22 protein-coding genes are annotated in these 18,657 nt (G+C 46.1%); 11 read left to right on the plus strand and 11 right to left on the minus strand.

Annotated features, from left to right (window positions below; translation table 11 throughout):
* Positions 1-16: 16 nt before the first annotated feature.
* The 9 genes from ACTRXF_RS03440 to ACTRXF_RS03480 all read right to left on the minus strand — a co-directional run bounded on the left by ACTRXF_RS03440 (position 17) and on the right by ACTRXF_RS03480 (position 6,309).
* Positions 17-208, minus strand: coding sequence for a YwbE family protein (locus tag ACTRXF_RS03440; RefSeq protein ID WP_462865915.1), 192 nt, complete (start codon positions 206-208; stop codon positions 17-19).
* A gap of 96 nt (positions 209-304) precedes the next feature.
* Positions 305-1,231 (minus strand): prenyltransferase, encoded by a 927-nt coding sequence (locus ACTRXF_RS03445; protein WP_474261280.1) that lies wholly within the window; start codon positions 1,229-1,231, stop codon positions 305-307.
* A gap of 125 nt (positions 1,232-1,356) precedes the next feature.
* Positions 1,357-2,532 carry a chromate efflux transporter gene (chrA, locus tag ACTRXF_RS03450; protein ID WP_474261281.1) on the minus strand — a complete coding sequence of 392 codons (1,176 nt, stop codon included), beginning with the start codon at positions 2,530-2,532 and terminating at the stop codon, positions 1,357-1,359.
* 17 nt (positions 2,533-2,549) lie between these two features.
* Complete coding sequence (locus ACTRXF_RS03455) at positions 2,550-2,855, minus strand: PadR family transcriptional regulator (RefSeq protein WP_091615351.1); 306 nt, start codon at positions 2,853-2,855, stop codon at positions 2,550-2,552.
* A gap of 150 nt (positions 2,856-3,005) precedes the next feature.
* Positions 3,006-3,743, minus strand: a complete 738-nt coding sequence (locus ACTRXF_RS03460) for a class D sortase (protein WP_474261282.1) — start codon at positions 3,741-3,743, stop codon at positions 3,006-3,008.
* A 128-nt stretch (positions 3,744-3,871) separates the two neighbouring features.
* The gene (locus ACTRXF_RS03465; protein ID WP_474277761.1) at positions 3,872-4,885 is read right to left on the minus strand and encodes a DUF6612 family protein; all 1,014 of its coding nucleotides are present in this window, start codon (positions 4,883-4,885) and stop codon (positions 3,872-3,874) included.
* Between the two features lie 200 nt (positions 4,886-5,085).
* Entirely contained in the window at positions 5,086-5,451 is a 366-nt protein-coding gene (locus ACTRXF_RS03470; protein ID WP_474277763.1) for a DMT family transporter, read from the minus strand.
* Between the two features lie 16 nt (positions 5,452-5,467).
* Positions 5,468-5,779, minus strand: coding sequence for a DMT family transporter (locus ACTRXF_RS03475; RefSeq protein WP_474261285.1), 312 nt, complete (start codon positions 5,777-5,779; stop codon positions 5,468-5,470).
* A complete protein-coding gene (locus ACTRXF_RS03480; RefSeq protein ID WP_474277765.1) occupies positions 5,779-6,309 on the minus strand; it encodes a TetR/AcrR family transcriptional regulator in 531 nt (176 codons plus the stop codon). The genes ACTRXF_RS03475 and ACTRXF_RS03480 overlap by 1 nt, the downstream gene beginning before the upstream one ends.
* A 179-nt stretch (positions 6,310-6,488) precedes the next feature.
* On the opposite strand from ACTRXF_RS03480, the gene ACTRXF_RS03485 reads away from it, so the two are divergent.
* The 9 genes from ACTRXF_RS03485 to ACTRXF_RS03525 all read left to right on the plus strand — a co-directional run bounded on the left by ACTRXF_RS03485 (position 6,489) and on the right by ACTRXF_RS03525 (position 14,213).
* Positions 6,489-7,580 carry a GGDEF domain-containing protein gene (locus tag ACTRXF_RS03485; RefSeq protein ID WP_474277767.1) on the plus strand — a complete coding sequence of 364 codons (1,092 nt, stop codon included), beginning with the start codon at positions 6,489-6,491 and terminating at the stop codon, positions 7,578-7,580.
* Positions 7,581-7,711: 131 nt separating this feature from the next.
* The gene (locus ACTRXF_RS03490; RefSeq protein ID WP_474277769.1) at positions 7,712-8,626 is read left to right on the plus strand and encodes a methyl-accepting chemotaxis protein; all 915 of its coding nucleotides are present in this window, start codon (positions 7,712-7,714) and stop codon (positions 8,624-8,626) included.
* A gap of 156 nt (positions 8,627-8,782) precedes the next feature.
* Positions 8,783-9,850 carry an NAD(P)H-dependent flavin oxidoreductase gene (locus ACTRXF_RS03495; protein ID WP_474277771.1) on the plus strand — a complete coding sequence of 356 codons (1,068 nt, stop codon included), beginning with the start codon at positions 8,783-8,785 and terminating at the stop codon, positions 9,848-9,850.
* Between the two features lie 62 nt (positions 9,851-9,912).
* Positions 9,913-10,332 carry a DnaJ family domain-containing protein gene (locus ACTRXF_RS03500; protein WP_474277773.1) on the plus strand — a complete coding sequence of 140 codons (420 nt, stop codon included), beginning with the start codon at positions 9,913-9,915 and terminating at the stop codon, positions 10,330-10,332.
* Positions 10,333-10,609: 277 nt separating this feature from the next.
* Positions 10,610-11,590 carry a sodium:calcium antiporter gene (locus ACTRXF_RS03505; RefSeq protein WP_474261396.1) on the plus strand — a complete coding sequence of 327 codons (981 nt, stop codon included), beginning with the start codon at positions 10,610-10,612 and terminating at the stop codon, positions 11,588-11,590.
* A 120-nt stretch (positions 11,591-11,710) separates the two neighbouring features.
* Positions 11,711-12,880: an MFS transporter gene (locus ACTRXF_RS03510; RefSeq protein ID WP_474277775.1), complete on the plus strand. Its 1,170-nt coding sequence runs from the start codon at positions 11,711-11,713 to the stop codon at positions 12,878-12,880.
* 1 nt (position 12,881) lies between these two features.
* Entirely contained in the window at positions 12,882-13,316 is a 435-nt protein-coding gene (locus ACTRXF_RS03515; RefSeq protein WP_474261292.1) for a MarR family winged helix-turn-helix transcriptional regulator, read from the plus strand.
* Positions 13,317-13,464: 148 nt separating this feature from the next.
* Positions 13,465-14,013: a DUF2812 domain-containing protein gene (locus tag ACTRXF_RS03520; protein ID WP_474277777.1), complete on the plus strand. Its 549-nt coding sequence runs from the start codon at positions 13,465-13,467 to the stop codon at positions 14,011-14,013.
* Positions 14,014-14,045: 32 nt separating this feature from the next.
* On the plus strand, positions 14,046-14,213 hold the full coding sequence (locus ACTRXF_RS03525; RefSeq protein ID WP_474277779.1) for a hypothetical protein: 168 nt from the start codon (positions 14,046-14,048) through the stop codon (positions 14,211-14,213).
* Positions 14,214-14,232: 19 nt separating this feature from the next.
* Here the strand turns inward: ACTRXF_RS03525 and ACTRXF_RS03530 are convergent, their stop codons facing one another.
* Entirely contained in the window at positions 14,233-14,868 is a 636-nt protein-coding gene (locus ACTRXF_RS03530) for a class I SAM-dependent methyltransferase (protein WP_474277781.1), read from the minus strand.
* A 229-nt stretch (positions 14,869-15,097) separates the two neighbouring features.
* Here ACTRXF_RS03530 and ACTRXF_RS03535 point away from each other — a divergent pair, with 229 nt between their 5' ends.
* Positions 15,098-15,358, plus strand: a complete 261-nt coding sequence (locus tag ACTRXF_RS03535) for a metal-sensitive transcriptional regulator (protein ID WP_474261296.1) — start codon at positions 15,098-15,100, stop codon at positions 15,356-15,358.
* 123 nt (positions 15,359-15,481) lie between these two features.
* Here the strand turns inward: ACTRXF_RS03535 and ACTRXF_RS03540 are convergent, their stop codons facing one another.
* Positions 15,482-17,920, minus strand: coding sequence for an EAL domain-containing protein (locus ACTRXF_RS03540; protein WP_474277783.1), 2,439 nt, complete (start codon positions 17,918-17,920; stop codon positions 15,482-15,484).
* Positions 17,921-18,183: 263 nt separating this feature from the next.
* On the opposite strand from ACTRXF_RS03540, the gene ACTRXF_RS03545 reads away from it, so the two are divergent.
* Positions 18,184-18,636 (plus strand): hypothetical protein, encoded by a 453-nt coding sequence (locus ACTRXF_RS03545; protein WP_474277785.1) that lies wholly within the window; start codon positions 18,184-18,186, stop codon positions 18,634-18,636.
* Positions 18,637-18,657 lie beyond the last annotated feature (21 nt).

Here is an 18,657-nt window from a genome sequence, read left to right on the forward strand (position 1 = left end):
TAAGGATGCTGTGAAGTTAATGAATATGTTTGACGCGTCCTACCTGGCCGTCTTCGAGCCGGACTTTAATGCCGTGCGGATGGCTCGGGGAATTGGTCAGCAAATCCTTAACAATCCCCCGGGTCAGTGCGCCGCTCCGCTGATCTTTTTTCAATACGATATCGACTTCTGCTCCCGGGGTAACATCTTTACGCTTTGTGCCGTCCATAACATGTCCTTCCTTTCAAAGGTGATGCTTTATTATAGCAGACAAGCGAAAAGAGAAAACAATAAATTCTCTTTCCTGCATCGCTGCACCACCGGTTTAAATAAAAATGCCGAGCCATACGGCACTTAGCATAGCAACCAGCAAAAGGCTTTTCTCTACAGCTGATACGTGCTCGGGGTTGGAGTTATCCATTCGGCTGACAAGAATAAAAGATATAGCCATAAGTACGGCCAGCCCTGCTGCCGCCCACAGGCGGTCACTGCCGAGCCAAAAAATAGTAAGCCCCGAAATCACTAAATAACATACAGCAGGCATATGAGCGTAGGATGAACCAAATTTACGGGTGAACCAGACTACAGTAGTGCGCTTTTCGGGAGAGGCCTGCATATCCGCTTCCCGGTCCGGGATGTGGTGGACCATCACCCAGGCCAGACAGATCATAGCATTGATAAAGGCGTTCTGCCAGGCCCATTCCGGAATGTTTCCAAGCGCCAGCCATGCTCCTCCGAGACCGAGTGAAAATATGGATGGAAACAGGCTCAGCCATTCTCCGAGAAATGGCTTGTAGCTGAGGCTGAGCGGCGGAAGGGAATAAGAAGCCGCAGCCCAGATGCCTATAAGAAGAAGCACGCCTACTTTAAAGTAGCCAAAGATAAAACAAAGCACGGCGGCCACAATCAGTGCGATAGCGAGCCATTTTCCCACCAGCCATAATGATTTTAGCGACATGGCGTTGGTCTGTAGAACGCGGCTCCCGCCGGAAAGAATAGCAGGGCTGTGTTCATCCGTGCCTGAAAGATAGTCAGCATAATCATTAAAAGCATGAGTGAGAAGACCATGAATAAGAAAAGCGCCAATGGCCAGGAGAATAAAAATGGCTGTTAAATAAGAAGCAGGGAAAGACGAATATAAAAAAAGCGGCAGCATGGTAGAGATAATCGTAGCGATGCTTGAGGATATAACGGCAATGGCACGAACAAGCATCCACGCACTGCGCAGCGTTCCGGCGAACTGATTGGCCATCCACATCCTTCCTTTCTGGTTCCTGATGATTTCAATTTTTCTGGTACCAGTATCCCATTTTCTGGCGGTTTCGTACAGCCTCCAGAGGAGAAGAGGCGGCATAGGACAGTAAAAAAGGCGCTGTTCTATAAAAGAACAGCGCCTGCGGCTGCACCGCTGAAAACGATTACCCACGGCGGAAGCTTCCAGAAGGCAAGCATCGTGAATAGAAAAGCAGCTAGTATAAAATCAAGGGAGGACGTAATGGATGAGGTCCAGATTGGATTATAAAAGGCAGCCAAAAGGATACCTACAACAGCAGCATTTACACCGGTCAACACGCCTTTCATATGAGTGTTTTTACGGAGCAGGGACCAAAACGGCAGCGCTCCGATAATTAAAAGGAAAGCCGGTAAAAAAATGCCTGCAGAAGCGACCAGTGCTCCCTGCCAGCCGGACAGGACCGTGCCCAGGTAAGAAGCAAAGGTGAATAAAGGTCCCGGTACGGCCTGGGCTGCCCCGTAGCCTGCAAGAAACGTCTCTTCACTCATCCATCCGGTCGGAACAAACTCCCTTTCCAGCAGAGGAAGCACAACGTGGCCGCCGCCGAATACAAGTGACCCGGCCCGGTAGAAGCTGTCAAACATAGCTACGAAGGTGGAGCCGGTCCATTCCCGCACAAGCGGAAGTAGAGCGAGCAGAACAAAAAAGAGTATCAGGCAGAAAGCACCTGTTTTGCGCGAAACGGTTTCGATGACCTCCGAATTATCTGCCTCCTGGACCGAGCGGTACAGCACCCAGCCGGCTCCGCCTGCTGCCAGTATGACGAGTACCTGTGCAAGTGAGGTCTGCCATAAAAGGGTACCGCTCATGGCGAGCAGGGCGATGGTGCGCCGCTGAAGATCAGGCGTGAGCTTCTGGGCCATGCCCCATATCGCATGGGCAACGACTGCCACAGCGACAATTTTCAGTCCCTGGAGCCAGCCGGCATCGCTGACGTCGAGGCCCTCAAGTGCGAGGGCGAAGATCACTAAAGCAATAACGGAAGGAAGTGTGAACCCCAGAAATGAAATAAACCCTCCAACGAGACCGCCGCGCACAATGCCTATTCCTATGCCGACCTGACTGCTGGCGGGGCCGGGGAGAAACTGACATAAGGCAACCAGGTCCGCATAGCTCTGCTCGTCGAGCCACTTTCTGCGCCGTACGTATTCTTCATGAAAATAGCCTAAATGGGCGATAGGACCGCCGAAAGAGGTCAGCCCCAGCCGGGTGGAAATCAAAAATATTTCCAGCCATTTTCGGCCCAATGTTTTTCCCATGGCGTTCTCTCCTATCCTTACTTGATTTCTTTAAACAATTCATAAGCTTTTGCGCGGGCTTCCTGCAAAATGCCGGCTCCTTTATCTGTGGTGGTATAATATTTACGGATTTTTCCGTTCACGTTTTTATTTTCTTTGTGTAAAAGGCCGTCATTTTCCATAGCATGGAGAATAGGGTAAAGAGTGCCCGCACTCATTGAATAGCCGTGTTCCTGCAGTTCCTCAAGCATCCATTGCCCGTATACGGGATGCTCGGAGGCATGGTGCAGAATGTGAATGTGAATGAAGCCTAAAAAAAGCTTGCGAAGCGTTTTATCTTCCATGATCGATCATCCTTTCGGATTCCGATATCGAAATCCGATATCGGAATAGTAACAATTAATTTTTATTATAGCAAGAGGGGAACACAAATTTGAAACCCTGCCGGAAAAATGAAAAACGGCTCCGCTGGCTGGCGGAGCCGTTTTAGGTGCTTAAAGACTGTTCGTCTGTTCAAGTTCTGCTTCTACAATGTAACGATCAGGAGCACTGCCGATATAGTCAAAAGGATAGCAGGTGGTGAGCGTAAGGGTTGGCTCGTCTTTGTCGACAATGACAGAGCGGTCCTCTGCGTCCGTCACCCATGTTTTCTGCAGCCGGTACACGTACTGGGTGTTTTCATACTCGACGATAAGAGAGTCCCCGTCTTCAAGTTCGTCAAGCCCGGTGAAAACCGTGTCCCGGTGACCGCTGAGCACCGTGTGGCGTGACTCGTCCGGAGTGGTTGTCCATTCACTGACATACATACCAACGCCCTGATCAAGCGATGTATCATCTGTACCCCAATAGACGGAATAAGAGTTGCCAAGCTCCGGAATTTTTAATTTGGCTACATTTTCACCTTTATCCCATTGCTCTATTTCATCGCTCATCACCGCCGAATCTCTGCTGTTGTCGGAGGAATCTTCGTTAGGTGTCGTGTCTGTATTGTTTCCTTCAGGAAGCGTATAGGCTCCTGGTTCCCCAGCAGCTTCCACGCTGGAGGAATCATCCTGCTCTTCGGAGTTATTATCGTCCGGGGCTTCCGCTGATTCATTCGTAGAATCAGTGATAACGTCTTCTTCGTTGGTGGAAATTTTATCTACGCCTGCTCTGGCATCAAACCACTGGTATCCGAAATATCCGGTAATACTCAGCCCGATAATAATCATTGCAATAAATACTTTTTCCATATAGGCTCACTCCAGTAAAAGGACATAACAGACTGCAATAGGCATTACTATTATTTCCATAATACATGGTCCATGGAGAAAAAAACAACCTTCACCCAAGAGGTGAAGGCTGCGCGCTCGAAAGGTTATTATGCCTGCTGGCGGCGTCTTGTCCAAAGCAGAGCTCCGCCGGCCAGGCCTGCAAGGGCCAGGCCTCCAGCCATATAGGCCGGATCGGTGCTTGCTGTTTCAGGCATTTCTCCGCCTTCAGCGCCTTCTTCCATTGAGGCACCATCCTCAGACATGCCTTCTTCAGGCATCTCTTCCATGCCGTTCATTCCGTCCATGCCTTCCATTTCATCCATCGGTACAGCTTCATTCATGACTTCCTCCGGCACAGTAATATCACCGACGCTGTTGAAGTTGGAATAGGTGGAATCAGCTGTCAGGTTCATGTCTGTTGTGATTTCTTCCATCTCATAGGAAGCATCCAGATTAATGGTGCTCGCTGTCATGTAATGCGTTTCCTTATCTACGGTCAAACTCATGGATACGTCCTGAATATTAATCATACTCCAGGTCTCTTCCATCATTTCCTCATCAGCCATGCCGCTTCCCATATCCGACTGCATCATTTTACTGGCTGCTTCTTCTATCTCTTCACCGCTTCCTTCGTATGTGAGCACGTAGGAGTTCTCGGTCTCTTCTACATCCATCTCGTCAGCAAAGGACTCTGAAGCTCCCATATGCATGCCTGGATTTGTGGTCATCTCTTCCATGCCACCCATCATGTCTCCGGGCATCATTGTCCAGCTGCCATCCGGCATTTCTACATAGTAACCGTCTTCTGTCCAGTACATTTCTGTGGACACTTCTTCACCGCTGACCGGATCGACCGTATTAGTTGTCTGGTGGAGAGCGAAAGGGTCCATCGTAATATCCTGTTCCGATGTGGAGCTGTTTGTTATTGTTTCCCCTTCGCCAGCGGCATTTGTAATTTCCTGTGAAATTTCGGTGGTGGCAGAGTAGCTGTCGAGCTCAGCCATAGTTTCATTTGACTGCTGCAGAACGTCCCCTGCATTCATCTCTTCTGCCTGGGCGGGTATTGCGATTACACCGAGAGCTAAAAAACCGGCGCTGCTTCCTGTTATCCATTTTTTCATCATTATTCGTCCCTTCTTTTCTTTCATGTATTCGGCAAAAGCTTATGTGGTAAACCACTGGCTTCTGGTATTCTATGGTAATTTTACCTTATAAATGTCGGAAATAAACGCATTTTTTAAAAATATGTGAAAAAATATGTGAAAAAAAGCCCATACAGCCATATTTTATAGAGGCTTCGGGCTTAAAAACCGGCGGGAGCTTAAGCATGCCGGGCACGGGGGAAATATCTGCTTTTTTTCGCCCGGCGGCTATTTTTCACATGAAGAAGAATAAGCCCCGAAATGACCAAAATTAAGCCGGCAGCCTTCATCCATCCAAATGACTCCTGAAAAAGCAAAATGCCTGCTACGGCTGTTAAGGCAGTGCCAAGACCTGCCCATACAGCATAAGCAACAGATAACGGGATCGATTTTAAGGCGAGGCTCAGGAAGAAAAAAGCCGCGATAAATGCTATAAAAACGGCCAGAGAGGGAATAAGGTTGGTAAAACCTTCGGAAAGCTTCAAGGATGTAGAAGCAATAACCTCAAATAAAATCGCAGCAAATAATAAAAGAACAGCACGCATACATTATTCCTTCCTTTCATCCTAAATTCATCAAAAGAATACCAATTACCAGACAGACAATACCTAAAGTATTCGTTTGATTCATCTTTTCCCTAAAGTAAAAAACGCCGATGCAGGTAGTCAAAATGGTGCCAAGGCCGCTCCATGTAGCATAAACGACACCGAGCGGAAGAGTTTGAAGAACGAGAGCGAGCAGGTAAAAAGCAATACCCATGCCGGCTGCAAAGCCAATAGATGGAAGCAGCCTGGTAAAACCATACGAAAGCTTGAGCATGGAAGAAGCGAATACTTCGCATACGACAGAGATAATAATGAGCACATAAACCATTACATTTCTCCTTCGTCAAAGCGTCTCAAAAGGTTTTGAAGCAGACGCTCAGCCTGCGCAAGGGGCATGGTATTAATTTCAAAAATATGTGAAAACCAGATGCCGTCACTTAACAGCCGGATCATCGAGGCTTCATCAGCTTGAAAAGCATCGTAAGCAAAAAGTGCCTGCCAGCGTTCATTGTATTCCTTCCAAAGATCGAGCACCTCTTTGTGATCAGCAAGGGTGGCAAGCAGACTCGCATTTATTAAAAAATTGCTTCCCGATCGAAGCTCTTCGAGCGTTGCTTCCGCATAAGCTTTAATATAGCTTCCGCCAGAGCTTTGTTTTTCTTCAATTAATTCATGAAACCGGGCAAGCGCATAAGCATTCATTTCATATACGAGCCGTTCTTTATTTGGAAAATGATAAAGCAGACCGCCTTTACTCACTTCCGCTTCATCTGCCACAGCGTGCAGAGTTAGGCGGTTAAAGCCATCCCTGCGAATGATGCGGGCGGCAGCATGCATAATCTCTACTCGTTTACTCATTTTTGATTCTCCTTTAGTAGTTAACAGTCTGGACGGTACAGTAAAAAGTGTACCAGAGGAACGGATAAAAGGCGAAGAAGACCGCCTATCCATAACTGGTGCAAGGTTCTGTATAAAAAAGATGGAGCCGCGGAGCGCTGAGGCGCAGACTGGGGCCTGAATGGTGGGAGGAGGCCGTGGTGTTTAGCCAACTTTTTGTTAATTTAACCATTTTAGTGACATTCCTTTTTTTTTATTACCAGGTGTTCCGGGAGCATTCCTTTTCACGTGTAACCTCCATTCCAATGAGGATGTTTACCGGCGTATTGTTTGGCGTGCTCGGCATGGTGTTAATCGGATTTGGAATCAGGGTTAACGAATATACCCTGCTCGACCTGCGTCATATTCCAATTATGGTTAGTGCTTTATTTGGTGGATGGTTGCCTGCAGTAACAGCTGCGGTCATTATTTCCTTTTCCCGTCTTGCAATCGGTGGAGGGGTGATTGTTTTGTATCCGCTCAGCATGATTATTTTCAGCACGGCGGTGTCTATTTTTATCGCCCGGATGGTACGGAATCCGTGGCTTGCAGCATTCTATATGCTTCTATGCTCCAACATTTACTTTCTCATTATTATGATATACCAGCTGAATACTGTGAATCTTTACATGGAAGTGGTGCTCAGCTATTGGTTTGTGTCGTTTGCCGGAGCGTTTGCAGCAGTATATATGGTAAAGCGGCTGACTTATTCCAATCAGCTGCTTCATAAGTACCGGGCAGAGTCTTTAAAAGACCCACTTACGGGGCTTGATAATCCGAGAAGCTTTGCGTATTCGTTAACAAAAAAACTCGAACAGGCTTCAAAAATGAAGCAGGCAGTCTCATTGCTCATTATCGATATCGATCATTTTAAAGACATTAATGACCGTTACGGCCATGCAGCTGGAGATGATATTTTAAGGCAGCTTGGCACCGTGCTTCTTGAAATGGTCCGGCCGGAGGATTCTGTGTACCGCAAAGGCGGAGAAGAATTTACGGTTATATTGTCCAATTGTGCAGCGTCCAAAGCAGTCGATATCGCTGAACGAATAAGAGAGCGGGTGGAAAAATATCCTTTCCTCACGGATCATCAGACATTGTATATTACTGTGTCGACCGGGGTTTCAATATTTCCTGAGACAGCTGTAGAGGAAAGAGAGCTGTTTAAGCAGGCAGACGACGCTTTGTATCAGGCAAAAAACCAGGGTCGTAATCAGACATGCATGTACTCGAAAAAAGACCTTATAAAATAGGTCTTTTTTATTGTTTGTAAATAATTGAGTCTTTTTTATAAATATGTATTCGGAAAAGTGTTTTTAAAATAGTTTATTGGGTATAAAGTATTAATGATATATAATAAAAAAGAACTAGAGAGGTATTCACCATGCAAAAAACAAAAAATAACGATCAGGTATTAGACACGTCCCAGGTTTTACGTGCGCTGGAACAGTCGCTCGCTATCATTGAGTTCGATCTCAATGGACGGGTGCTGTGGGCAAACCACAATTTTGCTGCAGTGATGGAGTACCATGAAGAAGATATGGCAGGAATGCATCACCGGCAGTTCTGCACCCCGGATTTTGCCTCAAGCCGGAATTATGAAAGATTTTGGCAGGATCTTCGCGCGGGAAAATCCTTTCAGGATAAAATACAGCGGATGACGCGAAGCGGTAAGCTGGTAAGGCTTGAAGCTACGTACATGCCGGTGCTTGATGACGCGGGGAATGTCCATGCGGTGTTGAAAGCAGCGACAGATATTACCCTCCGGGAAGATGAAATGACAAAGGTGTCAGATTCTGTGCAGAACATGTCTGAGGAGCTGTTAAAGAGGGCGGAGGACGGCATGACAAAAAGTCGTGAGATTACTGAAAACTCCCGGCAGGTAGTGCAGGAGGCGAATAACAATCTTGCAATTCTGGAGTCATTGGAGCAGCAGGCGGATTCTATCAGGGGGATCGTAAAAACGATCCGCGAAATTGCTGACCAAACGAATATGCTAGCTTTAAACGCAGCGATTGAAGCTGCAAGAGCCGGGGAGCACGGCCGGGGATTTACGGTAGTGGCAGATGAAGTACGGAAGCTGGCGACTAGAGCCCATTCCTCCATCCAGGAGGTAAACAGTCACGTCGAGGGGATCACTGGGGAAGTGAGTAAGATCAGTGAGGGCACGATCCGTTCCCAAAAAGGAATGGAAAACAGCCAGGAGCATATTAGGGAGGCTGTAAAAGAATTCGAACATATTGGCGCAGCAGCGAGAGGCCTCGAAGAAAGAGCAAAGCAATTCCGGCATATCTTATAAAAGGCAGCGGACAAACATCCCTGCTTTTTTATTTGCAAAAAATGCATGTAAAACTTTAGAATTAGTTCAAATGAACTATATATAATATGTGTCATGCTATAATAAATACATTTCCAATTAATTGTATTAAACATTGTAGTAAAGGAGAGAGCACATATGGCGGTACGACCTGAATTACTTATGCGTCTTCGTATCGAACAGCCCATTATTCAAGCCGGAATGGCCGGCGGGGTCACCACTCCGGAATTAGTAGCAGAAGTCACAAAAGCAGGCGGGCTTGGGACTATAGGAGCCGGATATATGACTGCAGAGAACCTTCGCTCTGCTGTTCGGCTTGTGAAAAAGCAGACGTCGGGCCCGTTTGCGGTAAATGTTTTCGTGCCGGAAACTCCGGAAGTGATCGCTGAAGATGTTCAGGCAGCCAATGAAAAGCTCTCCCTGATTCATAAAGAATTAAAATCGGAGCCTCAAGCAATGCCTGAAAAGCTGTCTTCTTTCTTTGAAGAACAGCTCGAAATTATGATAGAAGAAGAAATTGCGGTTTGCAGTTTTACCTTCGGCATTCCTCCTGCTGCACAGATTGAGCGGTTGAAGGCCCACGGCGTCTTTTTGATCGGTACTGCCACCACAGTTGAAGAAGCCGTTCAAAATGAACAGGCAGGGATGGATGCGGTCGTGGCCCAGGGAAGTGAAGCCGGCGGGCACCGTGGGACCTTTGCAGAATCCTTTGGGAAGGCGATGATCGGAACAATGGCCTTAGTGCCTCAGGTGGTGGACGGGGTCAACATTCCTGTAATTGCAGCTGGGGGAATTATGGATGGACGCGGTATTTTGGCTGCGCATGCCCTCGGTGCGGGAGCAGTGCAGATGGGCACTGCTTTTTTAACAAGCAGGGAAAGCGGCGCCCCGCAGCCCCATCAGGACGCGGTATTAATGAGTAAAGAAACGGACACCGCTGTTACTTCCATATTCAGCGGCAAGCCGGCTAGAGGAATTACGAATAAAATGATGATATGGATGGAGGCGCTTGAGCACAATTGGCCGCCGTACCCCATTCAAAATATGCTAACACAGCCGATTCGAAAAGAAGCGGCCAGACAAAACGAGCCTGCATTTATGTCTCTCTGGAGCGGTCAGGGCACACGTCTGAGCGTACAGGAGCCGGCAGGTGCCATGATTAAGCGTCTCATGGAAGAGGCGGAGGAAACATGGGAAAGCCTTTAGAAACACCCCGTATGTTCTGTTTGTTAAAATGAAAACATCATAAAAACAAAGGAGCAGAACGAATGGCGTTATCGAAGGATTACAACGAGAGACTCGCCGGGGAAAAAGAAGGACTAACGTACCGCGACCCTGTTGGTGAATTGATTCGGGAGCACGAAAAAAAGGGTGGCTTTGACAATCTGCCGGGACGCGGCAGGCCGCTGACAAAGGAGTATCTGCAAAGCGACACCTTTGACACTCTTTTAAAGCGAAACGGATTTGTGCCTTCGTGGGTCCGGCTGCAGCGGGAAATCCGGGAGGATCTCGGGCGGGTGCTGAAGCAGCAGACGGATGAAGCAAATTCTGATCGCCGTATAAAAAAAGAAATCGGTAAAATCAATAAAAAAGTCCGCCGGTACAATCAGCTTTGTCCAGCACCAAGTCTGCAAAGGCGTTTAATAGAGAAAGAAAGCCTGTACAGCCAGTATGAGCGGTGGCGTTAAAAGTTGCTGAAAAAGCGCTTGTAAGTTCCACGTGAAACGTCGAATTGATTATAGTTTTCTGTGCTTTCAGTCTCCGTCTGCTGGCGGAGACTTTTTAGTTGCTCCAAAGCTTAAAGCATTTAAAACTCTGAAGCCTCTCTCATTAAAAAGAGGAAAAGAAGGTTATTGTTATACTCGAGAGGGTAAAACGGGAAAGAGTTCTTAAATATTTAAGGTTCCAGGTTATTGGTCGTGAACAGACGGAAGGAGTCAATGCTTTATTACCGCTACGCTATCAATTGTTGCATTTATACTTTCTGCCGCAGTTTCAGTGTTTTCAGCTGTGAAATTGTCAGGCTATGCAGATATTATCAGCAGAAATACGAAGATTGGCGGGCTGCTGGCGGGCACTATTCTGCTTGCCGTTGCTACCTCTCTTCCTGAATTAACCGCAACCATCTCGGCAAGTGTGATCGGCAATGCCGATATTGCTGTAGGCAATGGACTTGGAAGTATTATTTTTAATATTTTCTTTTTGTTTTTGCTGGATATTTACTTCCGGAACAAACGGTTGTTTCTTAAAGTATCAGACGACCATCTCTATACGGCTGTTATTGCTCTTCTGCTCTGTGTGGTCACAGCTGGCGGGCTGATACTTCATTACCCGCTCTCCTTTTTTGGGGTAAGTGTGATCAGTCTGCTGGTTGTTGCTATTTACACCGGCGGGATGCTTTATATATCTAAAAAGCAGAACGACACTGCAGATGAGGGCAAACAAGCTTCGCCGGACCAGAATGTAAATATCCGGCGCACTGTTATTAAATTTATCACATTTGCTGCGATCATCTTTGTATCCGGAAGTGCCCTTTCTATATCCGGGGACCTGATGTCGAGCACTACAGGCATCAGCGCTACGGCAGTCGGCAGTATTCTTGTCGCAACCGCTACTTCCCTCCCTGACGCCGTCAGCGTATTTGTAGCACTTCGGCTGGCTAATGTGAATATGGCGATCGGCACGATTCTTGGAAGTAATATCTTCAATGTGCTTGTGACAGCCATCGGTGACGTATTTTACCGTGGGGGCAGCATATGGGTAGATACGAGCAACCAGACAACAGTGGTCGCTGTAGCCGGATTTGTGCTCACGGCTCTTGTAATGATTATAGTGAAAAGGGACCGGACCAAAAATGCGTTCACCTACATGATGCCGTCGCTTGTAGTCGTGATCGGCTATATGGTTATGATTGCTTCGATTTTATTTTATAACGGAAGCACGTAAAAGCAGGCAGCCGCCTGCTTTTTTTAGTAACAAAAGAACATGGCCAGGCGTATTAGTTGCACGAGCAACTAATTATTTATATGGTGGGTAGAGTAAAATATAGACAAAGGAGTAATCAAGTTGTCTCAAAAGCTGGCTATACTATCCATTTCGCTGATCACCGTTATGGCAGGAGCTGCTATTTCTCCGGCGCTCGGTTCCATTTCTGAAGCTTTTCCGGATGCCAATGAAACCTCGATTAAATTAATTAATACCCTGCACGCATTGTTCATCATTCCATTTACTTTTATATCAAGCCGGCTCACGAAACGAGTGTCCAAAAAATCTGTTTTAACAGCCGGACTCATTCTTTATGTCGTTGGAGGTCTGGGAGGGGCTTTTGCTCCAACGCTTTGGCTGCTGCTCGTTTCAAGAGCGGTGCTCGGTATTGCCGTCGGATTGATCATGCCCATATCGACGAGTCTGATTCCAGATTTTTACGAAGGTAAAGAAAAAACTGTCATGATGGGAAGAGTGAGTGCCTCCAATCAGCTGGGCGGTATTATCTCCATCGTGCTTGCGGGCATACTGGCAAGTATCTTATGGAGGCTGACATTTGTAGTTTACGGCCTGGCCCTGCTGGTGCTGGTGCTTGTCTTCCTTTTTCTTCCGAAACAAAAGCCGGAAGCGGCATCGGTGTCAGAAGACAGCTCATCGAGGGGAGTGGAAAAGCCTATTTTTGCTCTTGCCGGCGGTATGTTTATTGTCTTCTTATTCTTTTATTCCATTCCGACGAACATGGCAATCTTTCTGCAGGAGAGCAATATTGCTTCTGCTTCCCTGGCCGGGGTGATGATTGCTTCTTTAAACGTAGGAGGCTTTGCCGCAGGCTCGATGCTTGGCAGCATCACTAGCCGGCTGGGCAGATGGACAGTCCCTTTACAGCTGGCTGTAACTGGTCTCGGGTTCGTTCTTATCGCTTTTGGCGGACAGGCAGTATTGATCACAATAGGGATCGTTTTGATTGGTATCGGGCTTGGTACAGTTATTCCGTTGATTTTTGACCGTGTGACGAAGGTGTCGAGCGCTGCCCAGATGTCTTTAGCAATGGCGGTAGTGCAGAGCTTTATGTATTTCGGGCAGTTTATGTCGCCGCTCGTGCTGGATGTTGTCGGCCGTCTGGCGGGCAGTTCGGTCGGTACCAATCAGTTCATATACGCCTTTTCCGGCCTCACGGCTCTTGTAGTGGCAGCGATGGTGTTTCTGTTTAAAGCTTTCGGGAAACGTAAAGCTCCGGAGGAGGAGAAATAGTATGACTGTTTATTCTGTGGGAAAATGGGCAGCTGTTATTCAGCGTTACACTCATCAATATATTGATAAACGATTCAATCATTTTGGTTTAGGGAATACAGAAGTGCTTGTACTTTTAACGTTATACGCTCAGGAAAATGTACCTCAGGAGTACATTACCAGGCAGATAGTGATGGATAAAGCTACAATTACGCGCGCTATAAAACGCCTCGAAGAAAAAGGATATCTTTACCGGAAAGAGAGCGTTTCGGACCGGAGGGAAAAGATCGTTTTTCTTTCTGAAGCGGCCTGGAAAATAGAAGAAGAGATTTCAGAAGCGATGCGGGAATGGACAGACATTATGACAAAAGAGTTTACAGAGGAAGAAAAACAAACGCTTCTCAGGCTCATGGAAAGAGCGGCAGAGGGGGCGAGGGCTGAAGTGGAGCCCGGGTAGAGTGTTTGTGACAGTAGGCGGCTCATGGTAGCATAAAGGTATATACTTCGTATAATTCGATTATTCCCCCGTCGTTTACTGCCTTTCATCATTTATTCCTATTAATTTCTATCCGTGTATATTCCATATATAGGAGGTGTATAGTTACTTGCGAAGAGAAACCAAATTTTTATTTTCTTTTATGCCTTTCACTACCTACGATAAAGAAAAAAGCCGTTTGAAGGAGCAGCGCCAAAAAGGATGGCAGGTGCAGGACTGCTCTCTGCTCGGCTATTCTTTGTCGGAAGTAAGGGAAGAAGAAAAGGAATACCAGTTCATCATGTCGAAAGATTATCAGGGATTGCGGAAAATTTCTGAGGATGAATGGACACTTCTGTGTTCCTCCCCGGTACTCCACATATTTGAAGGGGAGAAAGATGCTTCGTCCTTTCAGGACCACTGGACGCTTTATTTTTTGGAGGAGTACCGGAAAAAGTGCCGGAGGTGGGGGATTACAGCTGCAGTAAGTGCTCTTTTGTTTATAGTATTTCTGCTTTTGGTGATAACTGATTTGAACCTGCCGGGCATGGCGGTGAATTTTGCCTTTTTTATGCTTTCTTTGTTCACGGGAATAGTAGCCTTTACCGTGATACGGTGGCTCCGGACGCTTACTGTCATCATTCAGGCTAAGCAGATTGTCAGTACCGGCACAGAATAATATTTTATCCTGTACATGAAAGGAAGGCCTTCATGGAAGAAGAGCTTCGCTATTTGAATGATGAGGACAAAAAACGTTTTGCAGAAATTCAGGCAATGCTGGAAAGAAATCTTTCGTATGACGACCAGAAAAAGCTCGTGACAGAGCTGGCAATACTGCGTGAAAGAAACGAACTCAGAAAAAGATCCCGGCCGGAATAGGCACGGGATCTTGCTGTATTTATGCCTCTGGTTTAATACATACAGCGATGCCAAGAGGGTAGTGAACACCGGAACGGGCGGGATGTTCGAAAGCGACTCCCTGCTGGTAATACAGCTGCAGCCTCTCCCACGGCCAGTCTTCTCTTGATAAGAGCTCTTCCCATTCCTCTGTCGTCAACTGATGGTAATGAAAAAGAGAATTGCTGGGCTTGTGCCTTCCCTGGCCGAAGGGCGTAGAAACGATGAGTGTACCGCCAGGCCGGAGGAGGGCGTACATACGTTTCATAAAGATACGGTCATCGGGCACGTGTTCAAGGGTCTCAAAGGAAACAATCGTATCGAACGTGCCTATCTGCAGGGGGAGATTCTCATCAAGAGCATCTCCTGTCTGGAAAGAAAGCTGGGGATGATAATAGTGCTTTTGGGCAAATGCTATCGCTTCAGCGTCAATGTCGACGCCGAGCACATAGTCTACCTCACGTTTTTTGCCTTTAGCTGTCATCTGGGCCCCATAGCCGACCCCGCAGGCAATATCAAGCACGCGGCCCTTTGCGTACGGCATGGCAAAATAATAGCGGGCCAGATGCTCAAGCAGCATACCGTTGGTCGGCTTCATTTGTGAAGGGATGATTCGTTCTCCTGTGTCTTTTAGCACGAATAGTCACCGCTATCTGTATAGTTTAGTCTTCTCATCATATAAAAAGAAAGAAGGGAATTGCAAGGCTGAAAAATATCACGGGAGGCAGCAGCTGCCGGTACGCAGCATATGATACATATTTGACAAACAGGAGAGCATCGTTTATATTTTTTATATACCCGCATGGGTAATGAAAAGAAATGAAGGCAGTATAAATAAATACTCTATTTGAAAGGAGGAGCCTTTCATGGAATACAATGATCAAATGAAAAACCGGGTAAAAAGGGTAGAAGGGCAGGTCCGCGGTGTTCTTCGAATGATGGAAGAAGAAAAAGACTGTAAAGAGCTTGTTTCTCAGATGAATGCTGCACGTACAGCGCTCGATCGAGCGATCGGTCTGGTAGTGAGTGCGAACCTCGAGGAATGTGTGCGTGAACAGATAGAAAAAGGGGAAGACAGCGAAGAGCTAATCCAGGAAGCTGTTAATCTTTTGGTTAAAAGCAGATAATAAACCGAGTTAATGAATTTTTAAAAGAAATAAAAGAAGCTATTGAGTATATACTGAAATAGGGAATAGATCAAGCTTTTTAATGATTATAATCCGCGTTCTTCCATGAAGAGCGCGGATTATTTAGTATGAACTATTGTCGTTTTTTTTATACATTTTAAATAGTTCATCTCCAGCAACAGGCGGACTGTATAAATAACCCTGGTATTCCTGACATTTTTTCTGTCGTAAAAGATTTAATTGCAGCGGGGTTTCAATACCCTCTGCTATAACATGAAAATTCAATTGTCCTGCAAGGTGTAGAATACTTTCGACAATAGCTGTTTCACGTGAAACGCCGTTCATGCCCTGAATAAATGTTTTATCAATTTTGAGCGTATCAAGAGGAAAATCCTTTAAATATCCAAGTGAAGAATAACCGGTACCGAAATCATCCAGAGAAAGCTTCACACCGATATTTTTTAACTGGTGGAGAACAGGGACAGCTTCTGTAGCATGCTGGATAATATTTTCTGTCAGTTCAAGCTCAAGCACAGACGGCTCGAGACCCGTTTCCTTCAGTGTTTCGGCCACCGTTGAAGAAAAATCGCTCTGCTGAAATTGAATAGTCGAGATATTCACGGACATTCGGGAAAGGGAAAAGCCTTCTTTCTTCCAGGCTCTGGCCTGGCGGCATGCTTCTGTTAATATAAAACGGCCAAGGGGAATAATCAGACCGGTTTCTTCTGCTAAAGGAATAAATTCATCCGGTAGAGTTAATCCAAGCTCCGGATGCTCCCAACGGACTAAAGCTTCCACCCCTTTAATTTCGCCAGTGAGAGTATCAATCTGCGGCTGGTAAACTAAAATGAATTCATTACGCTCGATGCCTTTTCGCATCCCTGCTTCCAGCAGAATTTTTCTTGAGACATTTTCATTCATATCTTCAGTGAAAAAACGATAACGGTGCGTGCCCTTGTTTTTAGATTTATACATCGCAGTGTCCGCATTTTTAATCAAAGCATCAGTGTTTTTTCCGTTTTCAGGAAAAAGACTGATGCCGATGGAGGCAGACACAAACATTTCAAAGCTGTCAATAATAATCGGGTCATTCAACACATCCAGAATACTTTCGGCCATATGAGCTGCCTGATAGCCTTCCACACGAGAAAGAACCACAACGAATTCATCACCACTCTGCCTGGCTAAAAGATCCTTTTTTTGAAGAAGGCTGTTAATACGGGCGGCCACTTCTTTAAGCAGCAGATCCCCGGTAGCATGGCCGAACCTATCATTTATGTTTTTAAAGCGGTCCAAATCGATAAACAAAACGGCAAGGGAGGGGCCCTTTTCAGCACCGGAGTCCAGACAGGCATCCAGATATTCCTGAAGCATTCGCCGGTTGGGCAGCCGGGTGAGTTCGTCCCGGTAAATGAGTTCTTCAATCCGTTTTTGATAGCAGACCCGCTCTGAAATATCCCGTATGATACCGGTCACGTAAGAATGCGTACCGCTTTGCTGTCCGGAAAGGGAAAGCTCTATAGGAAAAGAGATGCCGTTTTCATGAAGGGCCTCCAATTCGTAAGTATTGCCGGAGGACCCCCCGTCAGGTAAGGATTGGTAACGTTCAAATCGTTGCCAGTAGATCTGTTTATATTTTTCAGGCACAAGAGCGGTAAAGTAAGAGCCAAGAATGTCAGCTTCCTTGTAACCAAAGATCGTTCTGGCCGCCTGATTCCAGGCTACTATCCTTCCGTATTCGTCTAACGTAATAATGGCATCATTGGCCGAATGGATAATGGATTGATACAAATCATCCAGCAGGCCATAGCGGCTTTCGCTTGATTCTACCCTTCTGTCAAAAAAAGCAGCGATAAGAGCAATAGAAATAATCGCAGTAATACTGACACTGATAAAAATGGAAAGCATATGCGAATCAACGGTGCCAGCAGGCGTTACACTGCCCTCATCTGATTGAAAAGAAGCTGCTGCCATACCTGTATAATGCATACCTGAAATGGCTGCTCCCATAATTGCTGCGCTGCTCATATAAGCGATTTGGCTGAGAGACCGGCTTGGGTTGCCCGGCACTGAAGAAAACAGGCGGAGAGCGGTAAAGGAGGCACCTACAGCAATAACAATAGACAGGAAAACAAGCCAGGGATTGTAGGAAATGGAGGCTGGCATCTGCATTGACTCGATGCCCACGTAATGCATAGAGATGATGCCCGTTCCGACGAGACAGGAGCCGGCGGCGTGATAAAGGAGCCGCGGCCGGGTGAATTGAATAATGGCAAATGCAGCCCAGCTTGAAAGTATGGCCAGCAGAATACTTAAAGTTAAAAAAAGCGGTTCATAAGAAACGGGCATGCCAATGTCATAGGCGAGCATGGCCACAAAATGCATCGACCAGATGCCGCCCCCGAGAGACACTGCTCCCCCGGCAGTCCATAAGTGCTTATTTGCATAGTTCGTATGTACAACGCGGCCGGCAATATGAAATGCAGCATACGAAGCAAATACGGCGATGAACACCGATAAAAAAATGAGAGAAATAGAATAGGTTCCGGACAATAAATTCATAAGCATTGCTCCTGCCTTATTCAGTCAAAAGTAGGTAAATAGTTTTACAGCTAACGATATACCCTTGCGCTATACAAATCAATCAAACTTATTTATGTAATTATTATATTTTTAACATGTATATTAAGACATATATGTGCAATCAAAATTTTAAAGAGTTATACCTTTTTTTAAATTTACCGGATGATTACAGGATAAAAGGGGTATAGATTTTAGGGCGATCGGCATAGGTTAAACTAAAAATTAATAAAGGTGGTTTCGCAATGCAGGGAGAGGACCGTGAAGTAGTATTTATCTCAGACAAGATCCATGCAATTATTCTTTTTCTGGATGATATTATCATTCAGGAAAAATATCACATGAAGGATATTGAAAAGCTTCAGCCTGAAACGATGGAATCTCAAAAGCATAAATCAGCGATTATTTTAAACATTATGGAACGCTCGGCAGAATTACTTCGTGGACGGTTTCCGGACTGCTGTGAGGCAGGGTCGCAGGTTACTTACACCGTGAAGGATCTGGAAAAGACGAGAGAAGATTTAAAAACAATTCACAATGAAACGTTTAAAGAGTACGGAATTATTAAATCCACGTACGAGCCGGGAGAAGAAAACGAGGATTCTTTTATTACGAAAACGGTCGTAGGCCTGGTGAACTATAATGTACATTTATTTGAAACGAAGTTTCTGGACTACATAGACCCCCACGCTCTCTAGGTGAAAAGAGGGAGTTTGCCG

This window comes from Marinococcus sp. LNHM3E3-2.2 (assembly GCF_056034385.1).

What these genes read in the sequence shown, in the direction of transcription:
- ACTRXF_RS03440 (WP_462865915.1), bottom strand. Translation starts at nt 208, where the DNA reads ATGGACGGCACAAAGCGTAAAGATGTTACCCCGGGAGCAGAAGTCGAT.
- ACTRXF_RS03445 (WP_474261280.1), bottom strand. Translation starts at nt 1,231, where the DNA reads ATGGCCAATCAGTTCGCCGGAACGCTGCGCAGTGCGTGGATGCTTGTT.
- chrA (WP_474261281.1), bottom strand. Translation starts at nt 2,532, where the DNA reads ATGGGAAAAACATTGGGCCGAAAATGGCTGGAAATATTTTTGATTTCC.
- ACTRXF_RS03455 (WP_091615351.1), bottom strand. Translation starts at nt 2,855, where the DNA reads ATGGAAGATAAAACGCTTCGCAAGCTTTTTTTAGGCTTCATTCACATT.
- ACTRXF_RS03460 (WP_474261282.1), bottom strand. Translation starts at nt 3,743, where the DNA reads ATGGAAAAAGTATTTATTGCAATGATTATTATCGGGCTGAGTATTACC.
- ACTRXF_RS03465 (WP_474277761.1), bottom strand. Translation starts at nt 4,885, where the DNA reads ATGAAAAAATGGATAACAGGAAGCAGCGCCGGTTTTTTAGCTCTCGGT.
- ACTRXF_RS03470 (WP_474277763.1), bottom strand. Translation starts at nt 5,451, where the DNA reads ATGCGTGCTGTTCTTTTATTATTTGCTGCGATTTTATTTGAGGTTATT.
- ACTRXF_RS03475 (WP_474261285.1), bottom strand. Translation starts at nt 5,779, where the DNA reads ATGGTTTATGTGCTCATTATTATCTCTGTCGTATGCGAAGTATTCGCT.
- ACTRXF_RS03480 (WP_474277765.1), bottom strand. Translation starts at nt 6,309, where the DNA reads ATGAGTAAACGAGTAGAGATTATGCATGCTGCCGCCCGCATCATTCGC.
- ACTRXF_RS03490 (WP_474277769.1), top strand. Translation starts at nt 7,712, where the DNA reads ATGCAAAAAACAAAAAATAACGATCAGGTATTAGACACGTCCCAGGTT.
- ACTRXF_RS03495 (WP_474277771.1), top strand. Translation starts at nt 8,783, where the DNA reads ATGGCGGTACGACCTGAATTACTTATGCGTCTTCGTATCGAACAGCCC.
- ACTRXF_RS03500 (WP_474277773.1), top strand. Translation starts at nt 9,913, where the DNA reads ATGGCGTTATCGAAGGATTACAACGAGAGACTCGCCGGGGAAAAAGAA.
- ACTRXF_RS03515 (WP_474261292.1), top strand. Translation starts at nt 12,882, where the DNA reads ATGACTGTTTATTCTGTGGGAAAATGGGCAGCTGTTATTCAGCGTTAC.
- ACTRXF_RS03525 (WP_474277779.1), top strand. Translation starts at nt 14,046, where the DNA reads ATGGAAGAAGAGCTTCGCTATTTGAATGATGAGGACAAAAAACGTTTT.
- ACTRXF_RS03535 (WP_474261296.1), top strand. Translation starts at nt 15,098, where the DNA reads ATGGAATACAATGATCAAATGAAAAACCGGGTAAAAAGGGTAGAAGGG.
- ACTRXF_RS03540 (WP_474277783.1), bottom strand. Translation starts at nt 17,920, where the DNA reads ATGAATTTATTGTCCGGAACCTATTCTATTTCTCTCATTTTTTTATCG.
- ACTRXF_RS03545 (WP_474277785.1), top strand. Translation starts at nt 18,184, where the DNA reads ATGCAGGGAGAGGACCGTGAAGTAGTATTTATCTCAGACAAGATCCAT.